At 70.5% G+C, this 13,503-nt stretch carries 12 protein-coding genes; 5 read left to right on the top strand and 7 right to left on the bottom strand.

The features are described from left to right. A partial coding sequence (locus STRIP9103_RS00620; protein WP_009293514.1) for a serine/threonine-protein kinase occupies nucleotides 1-1,181 on the bottom strand: 1,181 nt, incomplete at its 3' end. A gap of 210 nt (nucleotides 1,182-1,391) precedes the next feature. On the opposite strand from STRIP9103_RS00620, the gene STRIP9103_RS00615 reads away from it, so the two are divergent. The 3 genes from STRIP9103_RS00615 to STRIP9103_RS00605 all read left to right on the top strand — a co-directional run bounded on the left by STRIP9103_RS00615 (nucleotide 1,392) and on the right by STRIP9103_RS00605 (nucleotide 5,885). Beyond that, the gene (locus STRIP9103_RS00615) at nucleotides 1,392-2,630 is read left to right on the top strand and encodes a TolB-like translocation protein (RefSeq protein WP_009293515.1); all 1,239 of its coding nucleotides are present in this window, start codon (nucleotides 1,392-1,394) and stop codon (nucleotides 2,628-2,630) included. Nucleotides 2,631-2,884: 254 nt separating this feature from the next. Then, complete coding sequence (locus STRIP9103_RS00610; RefSeq protein WP_009293518.1) at nucleotides 2,885-4,417, top strand: family 43 glycosylhydrolase; 1,533 nt, start codon at nucleotides 2,885-2,887, stop codon at nucleotides 4,415-4,417. Nucleotides 4,418-4,439: 22 nt separating this feature from the next. After that, on the top strand, nucleotides 4,440-5,885 hold the full coding sequence (locus tag STRIP9103_RS00605; protein ID WP_009293520.1) for a family 43 glycosylhydrolase: 1,446 nt from the start codon (nucleotides 4,440-4,442) through the stop codon (nucleotides 5,883-5,885). Nucleotides 5,886-6,065: 180 nt separating this feature from the next. Here the strand turns inward: STRIP9103_RS00605 and STRIP9103_RS00600 are convergent, their stop codons facing one another. From STRIP9103_RS00600 to STRIP9103_RS00575, 6 genes are all read right to left on the bottom strand, one after another. Continuing rightward, nucleotides 6,066-6,752, bottom strand: a complete 687-nt coding sequence (locus tag STRIP9103_RS00600; RefSeq protein ID WP_009293516.1) for a response regulator transcription factor — start codon at nucleotides 6,750-6,752, stop codon at nucleotides 6,066-6,068. Nucleotides 6,753-6,761: 9 nt separating this feature from the next. Further along, a complete protein-coding gene (locus STRIP9103_RS00595; protein WP_009293512.1) occupies nucleotides 6,762-8,018 on the bottom strand; it encodes a sensor histidine kinase in 1,257 nt (418 codons plus the stop codon). 115 nt (nucleotides 8,019-8,133) lie between these two features. Further along, complete coding sequence (locus STRIP9103_RS00590; protein ID WP_009293519.1) at nucleotides 8,134-10,344, bottom strand: MMPL family transporter; 2,211 nt, start codon at nucleotides 10,342-10,344, stop codon at nucleotides 8,134-8,136. A 155-nt stretch (nucleotides 10,345-10,499) separates the two neighbouring features. Beyond that, nucleotides 10,500-11,033, bottom strand: coding sequence for a hypothetical protein (locus STRIP9103_RS00585; RefSeq protein WP_009293517.1), 534 nt, complete (start codon nucleotides 11,031-11,033; stop codon nucleotides 10,500-10,502). Continuing rightward, complete coding sequence (locus STRIP9103_RS00580) at nucleotides 11,026-11,367, bottom strand: MazG-like family protein (RefSeq protein WP_009293511.1); 342 nt, start codon at nucleotides 11,365-11,367, stop codon at nucleotides 11,026-11,028. Before STRIP9103_RS00580 ends, STRIP9103_RS00585 begins: the two co-directional genes overlap by 8 nt. Nucleotides 11,368-11,417: 50 nt before the next feature. Further along, nucleotides 11,418-11,963 (bottom strand): DoxX family membrane protein, encoded by a 546-nt coding sequence (locus STRIP9103_RS00575; RefSeq protein WP_009293513.1) that lies wholly within the window; start codon nucleotides 11,961-11,963, stop codon nucleotides 11,418-11,420. A 212-nt stretch (nucleotides 11,964-12,175) separates the two neighbouring features. Between STRIP9103_RS00575 and STRIP9103_RS00570 the strand changes: the two genes are divergently transcribed. Both STRIP9103_RS00570 and STRIP9103_RS00565 read left to right on the top strand, forming a co-directional pair. After that, the gene (locus STRIP9103_RS00570) at nucleotides 12,176-12,499 is read left to right on the top strand and encodes a nuclear transport factor 2 family protein (RefSeq protein WP_048819454.1); all 324 of its coding nucleotides are present in this window, start codon (nucleotides 12,176-12,178) and stop codon (nucleotides 12,497-12,499) included. Nucleotides 12,500-12,553: 54 nt separating this feature from the next. After that, nucleotides 12,554-13,503, top strand: a 950-nt coding sequence (locus tag STRIP9103_RS00565; RefSeq protein ID WP_048819453.1) for an aldo/keto reductase, incomplete at its 3' end; no start/stop codon positions are given.

Raw genomic sequence — 13,503 nt, 5'->3', positions numbered from 1 at the left:
GTGGCCGGAGGCATGGGGGTGTCGACGCGGGCGAAGAGCAGACGAGGATCCGTCGGCCCCGGCCCCGGCCCCGGCCCCGGCACCGGAGTCGGAGCCACCGGCGGGGCGGGCGACGCGGGCCCTTGCTGGGCGGGCCGGGACCCACCCGGCTCCTGCCGGGCCGTCCCGGGCGTGGGCGTCGCCGGCCCCCTTCGACCGGCCGGAACGTCGGCCGGGACGTCGGTCGTCCCGGCGCGTGCCCGAGCCGCCGCCCCCGGCACGGTCGGGCGTTCCACGGCGAGCAGGTCGTCGAGGACGTGGGCCGGGGCGGCCGTGTGGTGCGTGAGCCTGCGCCGCGCCTGGGCGACCTTGAGCCCCCGCGCCTCGATCAGCACCCGGCATTGCCGTACGACGTCGTCGAGCGCGGGCCGGTCCTGAGCACGGTGGGCCAGCATCGCCGTCAGCAGCGGCACGAGTTCCTCCGGCGCCCCCGAGAGGTCCGGCGCGGTCGCGGGATCGACGACTTGGTGGAACAGGAGATGGATGTTGTCGGCCCGGTAGGGGGCGTGCCCCGAGGCGGCGAACAGCAGCACGGCGCCCAGCGCGTACACGTCGACCGCCGGCGTCAGCGGCCTCTCGCCGTTCGCCTGCTCGGGCGGCATGCAGGAAGGAGTGCCGACGACCGTGTTGGCCGCGGTCAGCGACACGCTGGACTCCGCGAACACCGCGAGACCGAAGTCGATCACCTTGGGCCCGTTGGGGCCGAGGAGTACGTTGGCCGGCTTCAGATCACGGTGCAGCAGCCCCTGCTTGTGCACCGTCGCCAGTGCCTCCGCGAGTGTCGCGCCCAGCGAGGCGGTGAGCAGGGCGTCGAGCGGCCCATGGCCGGCCACGTGCCTGCTGAGGTCCAGGCCCTCGACGTACTCGGTCGCCAGCCACGGCGGGTCCGCCTCCGGGTCGGCGTCCAGGAGGGCGGCGATCCGGGCGCCCCAGACCGTCTTGAGGATCTCCACCTCCTGCGCGAACCTCAGCCGCGTCTCGGAGTCCACGATCGACGGCTTGATCACCTTCACCGCGGCCGGTTCCCCGCCCGGCGACTCCCCCAGATACACCTGACCCATACCGCCCTGCCCGATCCGCCCGAGCAGCTCGTATCCGCCCAGCTCGGCGGGGTCGTCGGGGCTCAGGGGCGCGATGTGCACGTGGGGCCTCGCAATCGGGACGAGCGGCCGGGGCGGGAGTTCACCCTCACGCTAGACCAAGGCGTATCGAGTCCTCGACCGCGGATGCATTGACCCTTCACCACCCGCGCGGTTTCATCGCCTGCATCCTCGTGAGCCCTCTGCGCAGGGCCGGGGGCACGGGGGTGTGGGGGACGGCTGATGCCGTCCCCGGGTGAAGGGGGAGCAGTGATGAGACCTTCCTTACGGATCCTCGTGAGTGCCGTGCTGGTGGGGGCCGTCGCCTGGCCCGCCGGGGCCGCGCAGGCGGCGGCGGGTGATGAGCCGGTGCCGCGGACTGAGCGGATCAGCGTGGCGCCCGACGGCACCGGCGGCAACCGGCACTCGACGACCCCCGTGGTGAGCGCGGACGGGCGGGTCGTGGCGTTCGAGTCGGGGGCGACCAACCTGGTGGCCGGTACGGACGTGGCGAACAGTGTTTTCTATCGGACGGCTCCCGGTGCGCCGCTGCAGCGGGTCGTCGTGCCGGGGGAGACGACGTCCACGCCTCAACTGTCCGAGTCCGGGCGGTACTTGACCTTCACGTCCTTCTCGTCCGCGACCCAGAAGTCCTCCGTGCACGTCATGGATCTGAGCACCGGGAGCGTCGAGCGTCTGGCGCCCGCCATGGACGAGGGCTACCAGGTGTCCAACGGCGTCGCCCCGATCAGCGCGAACGGGCGCTACGTGGCCTTCGTCGCCCGGCCCGCCGTCGACCCCAACGGCGCGTTCGCCTGCCGGGTCATGCTCCTCGACCGGAAGACGCAGCAGGTCCAGCGGGTCAGCCGGCCCTCGGACGGATCGAAGAACTTCCATCAGTGCCGGCAGATCTCGATGAGCGCCAACGGGCGCAAAGTCGCCTACCAGGAGGGCTACCCCGGGCCGTCCGACAACGACCAAGGGGACATCCTCGTCTACGACCGGGTGACCGGGCAGACCGTACAGGCCGACGCCACCCACGACGGTGCCCCGGCCGACCGGTCGGCGATCGGCCCGGTGCTGAGCGCCGACGGGTCCAAGGTCGGCTTCAACTCCGTGGCCACCAACCTGATCCCCGGCACCGACCCCAATGGGAACAGCAGTACGTCCTGGAACGCGTTCGTCTACGACCTGCGCACCGGCACGCTCCAGCGGTACGACGGCCACGACCCCACCGACCTCACCCTGATCTCGGACCTCTCCGCGAACGGGTCGAAGCTGCTCCTGAACACCGCCGACGCGAACCGCAGCACCCGGGGGCTGATCCTGCGCGATCCGTGCACCGGGGAGGAGCAGTTGCTGTCGCCCGGTCAGGACGGCAAGCCCCTCACCGTGGGGGCGGCGGCCCTGAGCCTCGACGAGTCGACCGTCGTCTTCGACTCCTACTACCCCGGCCTGGTCCCCGAGGACACGAACCTGATCGGGGACGTCTTCGTCCGCACCCTGCGCTGAGCCGCCACACCGTTGAGACATACGTCTTCGGGTGCGCCGCGCGGTTCCCCGGAACCGCGCGGTCCGCACGCCTGACGGTCTTCTTTGCTTCCGCAGGCGTGGCCCGGCAACCTCGGCGCGCACTCTCGACGACATAAAAGCGTCACATCCATTGACGTCCCTCCTGCCCCACCCTTACCTTCTGGCCGAAGTTACGCACAGCGTTCGCAATATCGAACGCTGTCGTTTCGAGCCGCTCCCGGAAGGGACTTGTCGTGTTCCCCACCCCCGCTCGCGTTCGCACCCCTCGGTGGTCGACGCCCCGCCACTGGCTGACGCTGGGGGCAGCGCTGCTGGCCCTCTTCGCGTCGCTCCTCGCCGTTCAGCCCTCGCAGCCCGCCGCCGCTGCCGAAGGCAAGCCGTACACCAACCCGGTCAAGTCCCAGAAGGGGGCCGACCCGTGGCTGGAGTACTACAACGGCAACTACTACCTGGTGACGACCTCGTTCACCGGTGAGCTGACCATGCGCAAGTCGCCCACGCTGGCCGGGCTGAGCACCGCGCCCAGTGTGCAGGTGTGGTCGGACACGACCAGCAGCCGCAACTGGAACATGTGGGCGCCGGAGATCCACTTCTTCGACGGCAAGTGGTACCTGTACTACTCGGCCGGGCCACGCGGCTCCGCCTGCTGCGACGACCAGCGCACGCATGTGCTGGAGAGCGCGGGCTCCGACCCGATGGGGCCGTACACCTACAAGAACATGCTCTCCGGGTCCAACCTCAGCCCGGGCGGCTGGCTCATCGACGCCAGCGTGCTCAAGTACAACAACAAGCTGTACCTCGTCGGCAGCGGCTCGGCCGGCGGCAGCCCGCAGAGCCTGGTCATCGCGCCGCTCAGCAACCCGTACACCCTCGCCTCCACCACCTTCACCGTCATCTCCAGCCCGACGCTGAGCTGGGAGACGCAGAGCGGGCAGGTCAACGAGGGGCCCGAGCCGCTCTACCGCAACGGCCGTACGTTCCTCATCTACTCGGCGAGTGCCTGCTGGGGTCCGGACTACAAGCTGGGCCAGCTGGAGCTGACCGGGTCCGACCCGCTGCTCGCCTCCTCCTGGACGAAGAAGCAGACCCCCGTCTTCCAGCGGAACGACGCCAACGGCGTGTACGCGCCGGGTCACAACGGGTTCTTCACCTCCCCGGACGGCACCGAGAACTGGATCGTCTACCACGCCAACGACTCGGCGAGCGACGGCTGCGACAACGGCCGTACGACCCGTGCGCAGAAGTTCACCTGGAACGCCGACGGCACCCCGAACTTCGGCACCCCGGTCGCCCTCGGCACGACGCTGGCCGGCCCCTCCGGTGAGACCGCGACGACCCCGAACGCGTACACGATCGTCAACCGCAACAGCGGCAAGTGCCTGGACGTCACCGGCGGCAACACGGCCGACGGCACCAACATCGCCCAGTGGACCTGCAACGGCGGCGCCAACCAGAAGTGGCGCATCGAGGACCGCGCCGACGACACCAGCCGCCTCGTCAACGTCGCCACCGGCAAGGTCGCCGACGTCGCCGACTGCGCCACCGCGGACGGCACCGACATCCGGCAGTGGTCCTGGCTGAACAACAACTGCCAGAAGTTCCGCATGGTCTACCTCGGCGGCGACTACGTGCGGATCGTCAACGCCGCCACCGGCAAGGTCATGGACGTCGCCAACTGCGGCACCGCCGACGGCACCGACGTACGCCAGTGGTCCTGGCTGAGCAACAACTGCCAGCAGTGGCGCCTCGTCCCCACCACCGCCTGATCCCGAAGGGCCGTAGAACCCCATGAGACGTCTCGTCTGTCGCCTGCTGACGGCGGTCCTCGCCGCGCTGGCCCTCATCACCACCGGCACGCCCGCCCACGCGGCGGCCCCCGCCTCGCCGGCCGTCACCTTCACCAACCCGATCGCCGAGAAGCGCGCCGACCCGCACATCTTCAAGCACACCGACGGCTACTACTACTTCACCGCGACCGTCCCCGAGTACGACCGCATCGTCATGCGCCGGGCGACCACCCTGCAGGGCCTCTCGACCGCCCCCGAGACGACCATCTGGACCAAGCACTCCAGCGGCGTCATGGGCGCGCACATCTGGGCGCCGGAGGTCCACTTCATCGACGGCAAGTGGTACGTCTACTTCGCCGCCGGGGCCACCAACGACATCTGGGCCATCCGGATGTATGTCCTGGAGACCAGCGCCGCCAACCCGCTGACCGGGACCTGGACCGAGAAGGGCCAGATCAAGACCACGTGGGAGACGTTCTCGCTGGACGCCACCACCTTCGTGGTCAACGGCACCCGCTACCTGTCCTGGGCGCAGCGCAACCCGGCCGAGAACAACAACACCAGCATCTTCATCGCCAAGATGCTCAACCCCTGGACCATCAGCGGCACCCCGGCCGAGATCTCCCAGCCCACGCTGTCCTGGGAGACCATCGGCTACAAGGTGAACGAGGGCCCGGCCGTCATCCAGAAGAACGGCAAGGTCTTCCTGACCTACTCGGCCAGCGCCACCGACAGCAACTACTGCCTCGGCATGCTGACCGCCTCCGCCACCGCCGACCTGCTCAACCCGGCCTCCTGGACGAAGAGCCAGCAGCCGGTCTTCAAGACCAACGCCTCGACCAGCCAGTACGGCCCCGGCCACAACTCCTTCACCGTCTCCGAGGACGGCAAGTCGGACATCCTCGTCTACCACGACCGCAACTACAAGGACATCAGCGGCGACCCGCTCAACGACCCCAACCGCCGCACCCGCTACCAGAAGGTGTACTGGAACGCCGACGGCACCCCCAACTTCGGCATCCCCGTCGCCGACGGCGTGACCCCGGTCCGCCTCTCCTCGTACAACTACCCGGGCAAGTTCATCCGCCACTGGGAGTACCGGGCCAAGCTGGAGGCCAACGTCACCAACCTCGCCGACTCCCAGTTCCGGATCGTCCCCGGTCTCGCGGGCAACGGCACGGTGTCGCTGGAGTCCGCGAACTTCCCCGGCTACTACCTCCGCCACAAGAACTTCGAGCTGTGGGTGGAGAAGGACGACGGCACGACCCTGTTCGACGGTGACGCCTCCTTCTTCGAGCGGTCCGGTCTCGCCGACTCCGCGGCCGGAGTGTCGTACGAGTCGTACAACTTCCCCGGCCGCTACCTCCGCCACTACAACAACCTGATCTACGCCCAGCCGATCAGCACCGACCTCGACCGGCAGGACGCCACCTTCTACAAGGAGTAACAAGGAGTAACAAGTAGTAGCGAGAAGTAATCAAGGAGTGGCAGCGAGTAGAGAAACATGAATTGATCGGCCGACTGCGCGTCACCTCAGGACATTCGAGGTGGCGCGCAGATGGCTGACCGTCACGAAGTGATAGTCGCCCGCCGCACGCGTTTTCACCTCAGTGGCCCTCAGCGGCCCTCAGGGACCCTCATGGGGTGGTGTGACCTGGACCAGTCCCGACTGGTACGCCATGACGACCAGTTGGGCCCGGTCGCGGGCGCCGAGTTTGGTCATGGCGCGGTGGACGTGGGTCCGTACGGTCAGCGGGCTGACGTACAGCTTCTCGGCGATCTCGTCATTGGAGTGGCCCTCGGCGGCCAGGGCCATCACCTCGCGCTCCCGGGTGGTGAGGGCGGCCAGCTGCTCGGGGACCGCCAGGCGGTTGCCGGGGACGGGGGCGGCGAGGAAGCGGGTGATGAGGGTGCGGGTGGCGGCGGGGGAGAGCAGGGTCTCCCCGGTGGCCACGGTGCGGATGCCGTCGAGGAGGACGTCGGCGGTGACGTCCTTGCCGAGGAAACCGCTGGCGCCGGAGCGCAGCGCCTGGGCGACGTACTCGTCGATCTCGAAGGTGGTGAGGATCAGTACGCGTGTGTCGGCCAGTTCCTCGTCGGCGCAGATGACGGCCGTGGCGGTGAGACCGTCGGTGCCGGGCATACGGATGTCCATGAGCACCACGTCGGGGCGGTGGACGCGGACGAGGTCGACCGCCTCCCTGCCGTCGGTGGCCTCGGCGACCACCTCCATGTCCTCGCAGGAGTCGATGAGGATCCGGAAGGTGGCCCGCAGCAGGGCCTGGTCGTCGGCGAGCAGGACACGAAGGGGCATGGTGCTGTTCTACTTCCGCTGGTCATGGGTCGGTTCCGCGACCGGTTCCGGGATGCTGGGACGGGGGCGCAGCGGGAGGTCGGTGGTGACCTCGAAGCCGCCTTCGGGACGGTGACCGGCGCTCAGACAGCCGCCGACGGACTGGGCGCGCTCGCGCATGCCGATCAGGCCGAAGCCTCGGCCGGCTCCGGCAGCGCCCTCGGGGCGTGGTGTGCCGTCGTCGGTGATCGTGACCGTCAGGTGGGCCTCCTCGTACGCCAGATGAATGCGGGCCGCGTCCACGGCGGCGTGCTTGTTGACGTTGGTGAGGGCCTCCTGCACGATCCGGTACGCGGTCAGGTCCACCCCGGGGTCGAGCGGCGCCGGCGCGCCCTCCGTGGTGACGGTGACCGAGAGACCGGCGGACGCGCACGTGGTGATCAGGTCCGGGAGCTGGTCGAGCCCGGGTGTGGGGGCCAGAGGCGCGGCGGGGTCGTCGGGACGGCGCAGCACACCGACGGTGCCCTTCAGCTCGCGCAGCGCCGACGACGTGGTGGTGGTCAGGTCGGTGAGGATGCGGTGGGCCTGCTCGGGGTCGGTACGGGTGAGGTGTGCGGCGGTGCCCGCCTGGGCGTTGGCGAGGGCCAGGTGGTGGGCGACCACGTCGTGCAGATCGCGGGCGATGCGCATCCGCTCCTCGGCGACCCGGAGACGGGCCTCCTCCTCCCGGGTGCGCTCCGCGTGCTCGGCGCGGGCCTGCACCGACTTCAGATAGGCCCGCCGCACCTGGGTCCCCCGGCCCGCGGCGAGGGGCAGCAGCAGCCAGAAGATCGGGCCGATCGTCCTGAGCACCAGCGAGAGGTGGTCCATGGAGTCGGCGAACACGGCCGCGAGGCTCGTTGCCGCGATGGTGGTGAGGCCGTAGACGCGGATGGTCGTCCGGTCGGTGAAGGTGGCCAGCCAGTAGAGCGCCGCCATGATCGGTGCCAGCAGCAGCGGGGTGAGGAGATAGCCCAGGGCGACCGCGACGATCGTGCAGATCGCGGTCACGACGAGGGCGGTGCGCGGGTGGGTGCGGTGCTTGAGCAGGAACAGACAGGACACACCCATGAGGACGACGGCGACCTTGTCCTGATCCGGTGGCTCGGCGCCGGGCAGGGTGAGCGCGCTGCCGAGGGTCGCGCAGCCCATCAGCGCCACGACCTGCGCCAGATCGACGAGGAAGGGATGGCGGCCCGAGAAGTTCTCGAGGCGATCCGCGTAGCGCCGTTCCAGATTGACGGTCATCGGGACTCCGGTCGGTGAGGCTGGGACCATGGTGGTCGACTTCGGGTGCGCACGCCCCGAGGGCCGTCCGTGTCCTTCGCCACGGACGGCCCCCGGTGGGGGAGGGGCGGTCGGATCAGGTGCGCGCCACCGCCGGCTCGGCGGTTCGGGCCGGGGCCGGATCCGCCTCGGGCCCGCGGCTGAGCGCCTCACCCTCGACATCGACGTGGGGCAGCATCCGGTCCAGCCACTTCGGCAGCCACCAGGCCCTGTCGCCGAGCAGGGTGAGCACGGCGGGCACGATCGCCATCCGTACGACGAACGCGTCGAACAGGACCGCCGAGGCCAGCCCGAACCCGATCATCTTGATCATGGACTCGCTCTCGCCGATGAACCCGGCGAACACCGCGATCATGATCAGGGCGGCGGCCACGACCACCCGGGCGCTGTGCCGGAAGCCGCTGGTGATCGCCTCGTCGGCCCGGCCGCCGTGCACGTACGCCTCCCGCATCCGCGAGACGAGGAACACCTCGTAGTCCATCGCCAGACCGAAGACGATGCCCACCAGGAAGATCGGCATCAGGCTCATGATCGGGCCGGTCTGCTCCACGCCGAAGAGCTCCGCGCCGTGGCCCTGCTGGAAGACCAGGACGACCACGCCGAGCGACGCGAGCACCGACAGCAGGAAGCCGAGGGCCGCCTTGAGCGGGACGAGCAGGGAGCGGAAGACGATCAGCAGGAGGATGACGGCCAGGCCGACCACGACCAGCAGATAGGGGACCAGCGCGGACCGCACCTTGTCGGAGATGTCGATGTTCAGCGCGGTGGTGCCGGTGACCTCGTACGTCGCCCCGGTCTCGGACTCGATGCCGGGACGCTCGTCCCGGATGACGGTCACCAGGTCCTTGGTCTTCTCGTCGGTCGGCGCGGTGGTGGGCACGGCCGAGAAGACAGCGGTGTCGCCGGCCTCGTTGAAGCGCGCGGGAGAGACGGACACGACGCCCTCGGTGGCGCCGATCTCCTTCGCGATCGTCTCGGCGGCGCCCTTCGCGTCGTCCACGCCCTTGGCGTCCACCACGATCGTCAGCGGTCCGTTGAAGCCGGGCCCGAAGCCCTCGGCGAGCGCGTCGTAGGCCCGGCGCTCGGTGGTGGAGGTCGACTTGGCCTCGTCGCCGGGCATGCCCAGCTGGAGGTCGGCCATCGGGATCGCGAGCGCGCCCAGGCCGACGACGCCGAGGAGCAGTACGGGCACGGGGCGGCGCAGCACGAACCGGGACCACCGGGTGCCGCCGTTGTCCTTGGGGCTCTCCTCGATACGGCCGCTCTTTCGGGCCTTGCGCGAGAGCACGGCGTTCGGCCAGCAGCCGAGGACGGCCGGGACCAGGGTCAGCGCGATCAGCACGGCGACGACGACCGCGCCCGCGGCGGCCAGCCCCATCTTCGTCAGCATCGGGATGCCCACCACGGACAGTCCGGCCAGCGCGATGACGACGGTGAGTCCGGCGAACACCACCGCCGATCCGGCCGTGCCCGTGGCGAGGGCGGTCGCCTCCTGAGGTGTACGGCCCTTGGCCCGTTCCTCGCGGTAGCGGGAGACGACGAACAGGGCGTAGTCGATGCCGACCGCGAGACCCAGCATCATCGCGAGGGTGCCGGTCGTCGTGGACAGGCCGAGGGCGTCGGACAGGGCGAGGATCGTGGCCATGCTGAGGCCGACGCCCACGAGCGCGGTCAGCAGCGGCAGCCCGGCCGCGGCCAGTGAGCCGAAGGTGACCAGCAGGACGACGGCGGCGATGGCGACACCGATCACCTCGGCCGCGCCGCCCGCGCCGCCCTGCTCGGCCACCGCGTCGCCGCCGGCCTCGACGGTCAATCCGGAGTCCTCAGCCGTGTGGAGCGCGTCCTTCAGGTGGTCCCTGTCGGCGTCGGTGAGGTCGTTGGCGGTGACCTTGTAGGTGACGGTCGCGTACGCCGTCGAGCCGTCCTCGCTGACGGCCCTCGCCCGGAACGGGTCGACGGCGCTCGCGACCTGCGATCCGCCGGCCAGATCGGCCACGGTGTCCTCGATGGCCTTCCTGTTCTCGGCGGCGGTGACCTTCTCACCGCTCGGCGCGACGAACACGACCCGGGCGGTGGCCCCGTCGGCCGTGACGCCGGGGAAGCGCTCTTCCATCAGGTCGAACGCCTTCTGGGACTCGATGCCCGGCATGGAGAACTCCTCGTCGGAGGCTCCCGGGGCCTTGAGGGCGCCGACACCGACGGCACCCAGCACCGCCATCCACAGCAGGATGACGTACCAGCGTTTGCGGAAGGCCAGCCGGCCCAGCCGATAGAGGAAGGTTGCCATGAGGCGCAGGTCTCCACGTCAGATGTCTCGGATACCCGCCCAGACTCCCGGCCGGGGCCCCCTCCCGTCGTCGTGCGGCTGCCGACAATCCCCGGTACTCAGAACGCGGTACGACACGACCGCCGGGTCAGCCCGGGGTATGACCGGAGCCCGGTCTACATGGCGTGCAGGGTGTCGCGCGAGGCCTTCGTGAACTCCTTCAGCGCCTGCCAGAACGGCGAGTAGCAGGCGTCGAAGCGGGCCGCGGCACCGGCGTCGCCCTCGATCATCGCCTCGATCGCCTTGTGGAACGGACTCGTCGAACGCCGGACCTTGTTGGCGAGCTCGGCGACCTCCTCGGGCCCCTCCAGCGAGACGATCCAGGTGAGGTGCCGCAGCGCCGCGTACTCGTCCCGCTGCTGGTCACGCAACCGCCGCAGCGCCTCGATGTGCTCCGGCGCCGGCCCGCCCTCGGCGGCCCGGCACACGTCGGACACCTTCCAGTGCACATGGCTCAGTCGCTGCGCCTGCTCGATGAACTCCGCGTACGCCGTCCGCCGGGCCTCCCGCAGCCGCTGCACCCGCTGCGCGTCCGCCGTCGTGTCCGCCTGTATCCGCGCCGCCCGCGCCGTCCCCCGGCTGGTCACCCAACTGGCGAGCACGGCGGTACCGGCGGTGAGCGAGGCGATCCAGAAGGCGCTGTCAGCCATGCCGGGAGCCCTCCGAGCGTGCGGTGACCCCGGCGAGATGGGCGTTGAACACCGCGCGGGCGTCCGGGGTGAGCGTACGCAGCGCCACCAGCGCCGTGATGACCACGTCGCACAGCTCCGACCGCACGTCGTCCCAGGTGTGCGTCGTGCCCTTGCGCGGGTTGGACCCGGTCGCGCCGATCACCGCCTGGGCGACCTCGCCGACCTCCTCCTGGAGCTTCAGCATGCGCAGGAGCAGGAGTTCTTGGCCGTCGTGGACGCGGTTGGACTCCAGCCAGGAGTGGAGGAGGGAGATGGAACGCCACAGATCGTCGGGGGAGTTGGCATCGCTCATGGCCGCAGCCTGCCATGCGCGCCCCGCTCATACGGTCAATCTTCGAACGGTCACTCCTCGAACAGCGGTTCCTGCGTCCCCTCCTTCTCCCGCCGCACCCGCCGGTTCCGCGCCCCCACCACCAGCGCCGTCGCCGCGGCCGTACCGGCGAACGCCACCGGCACCATCCAGCCCTGGTCGGCGACATGGCGCAGGGCGTGGTCGAGGGAGAGCCGGCCGGGGCCGGCGATCGCGAGGCCGGCGGCGGCGAGGCCCAGGGTCGCGGCGTACTCGTAGCCGCCGGAGGCGTTGAAGAAGCCGTTGGGCGTGTGCACCGCCGCCGCGCCCGCCATGGCCCCGGCAGCCGCGGCACCGGCCCCGGGTGTCGCGAGGCCCAGGGCGAGCAGGGTGCCGCCACCGGTCTCGGCCAGCCCCGCCGCGGTGGCGCTCGCCCTGCCGGGCGTGTACCCGACGGACTCCATGAACTTCCCGGTCCCCTCGATCCCGCCCCCGCCGAACCAGCCGAACAGCTTCTGTGTCCCGTGCGCGGCCAGCACCCCGCCCGCGCCCAGACGGAGCAGCAGCAGTCCCAGATCGCGTCGGTCGAAAGAGGTCATGGTCACTCCAGAGCGAGAACAGGCGGAGGATCGGACAACGGCGACTCCCCTCCCGCGTATCCACCGTCGCACCGGGCACACCCCTCCGATCCACCCGCGCGGCCGTTCGGGTGGCACGGGACGGGGCCCCTCGACCGTGGGCGCGCCCCCGGTGGCGTACGGGGGCGCGCCTCCGGTGGCGTACGTATACGAACGGTGTGAGGCTGACCGGCATGACGATCGCACCAGCCAAACTCAGTGACCCGACCGTCCGGGCCTTCGTCAACGCGGTGAACGCGCACGACCAGGCCGCCTTCATGGACCTCCTCACCGACGACGCGACGATGTCGGACGACGGCTCCGACCGGAACCTCGACGAGTGGGTGGACCGGGAGATCTTCTCCTCCCACGGCCACATGGAGGTCGACCACGAGTCCGACGGCGGCCGTTCCCTCGTCGCCCGCTACCGCAACGACACCTGGGGCGAGATGCGCACCGCCTGGCACTTCACGGTGGAGGACGGCAAGATCTCCCGTTTTGAGACCGGCCAGGCCTGATCTTCGCTCGGAGGGCTTGCCTTCGCGTGCACTCCAACTTCTAACGTCGGGGTCATGGAGACGAACACGCACACGTACACAAGGCAGCTCGGCAGCAGCGGTATCCAGGTCAGCGCCCTCGGCTTCGGCTGCTGGGCGATCGGCGGCGAGTGGCAGGCGCCCGACGGGCAGCCGCTGGGCTGGGGCAAGGTCGACGACGATGAGTCGGTGCGGGCGATCCACCGCGCCCTCGACCTCGGTGTCACCTTCTTCGACACCGCCGACGCGTACGGCACCGGCCACAGCGAGCGTCTGCTCGGCCGCGCCCTCGGCAAGCGCCGCGCCGACGTCGTCGTGGCCACCAAGTGGGGCAACCTCTTCGACGAGCGCACCCGCACCCTCACCGGCCAGGACGACACCCCGGCCCACGCCCGCCGTGCCCTCACGGCCTCCCTCGGCCGCCTCGGCACCGACCACGTCGACCTCTACCAGCTCCACCTCTCCGACGCCGACCCCGAGCGCGCCGCCGAACTCCGCGACACCTGCGAGGAGTTCGTACGAGAGGGCCTGATCCGGGCGTACGCGTGGAGCACCGACGACCCGGACCGGGCCGCCGTGTTCGCGCAGGGGCCGCACTGCGCGGCCGTGCAGCACCGGCTGAACATCCTGCAGGACGCGCCCGAACTCCTCGCGCTCTGCGAGAAGTCGGACCTCGCGAGCATCAACCGCAGCCCCCTCGCCATGGGTCTGCTCACCGGCAAGCACACCGCCGGACGTCCGCTGGAGGCCGGGGACATCCGGGCCGCCCCGCCCGCCTGGCTGCCGGGCTTCACCGCCGACTCCGGCGCCGACCCGGAGTGGCTCGGCCGGGTCGAGGCGCTGCGCGAGATCCTGACCAGCGAGGGCCGTACGCTCGCGCAGGGCGCCCTCGCCTGGATCTGGGCCCGCAGCCCGCGCACCATCCCCATCCCCGGCTTCCGTACGGTCGCCCAGGCCGAGGAGAACGCGGGCGCCCTCGCGAAGGG

The sequence above is a fragment of the Streptomyces ipomoeae 91-03 genome (genome assembly GCF_000317595.1).
GTDB classification, from domain to species: domain Bacteria; phylum Actinomycetota; class Actinomycetes; order Streptomycetales; family Streptomycetaceae; genus Streptomyces; species Streptomyces ipomoeae.
Note: the sequence above shows the minus strand (reverse complement) of the source record. Positions and strands in the feature narration are given on the sequence as shown.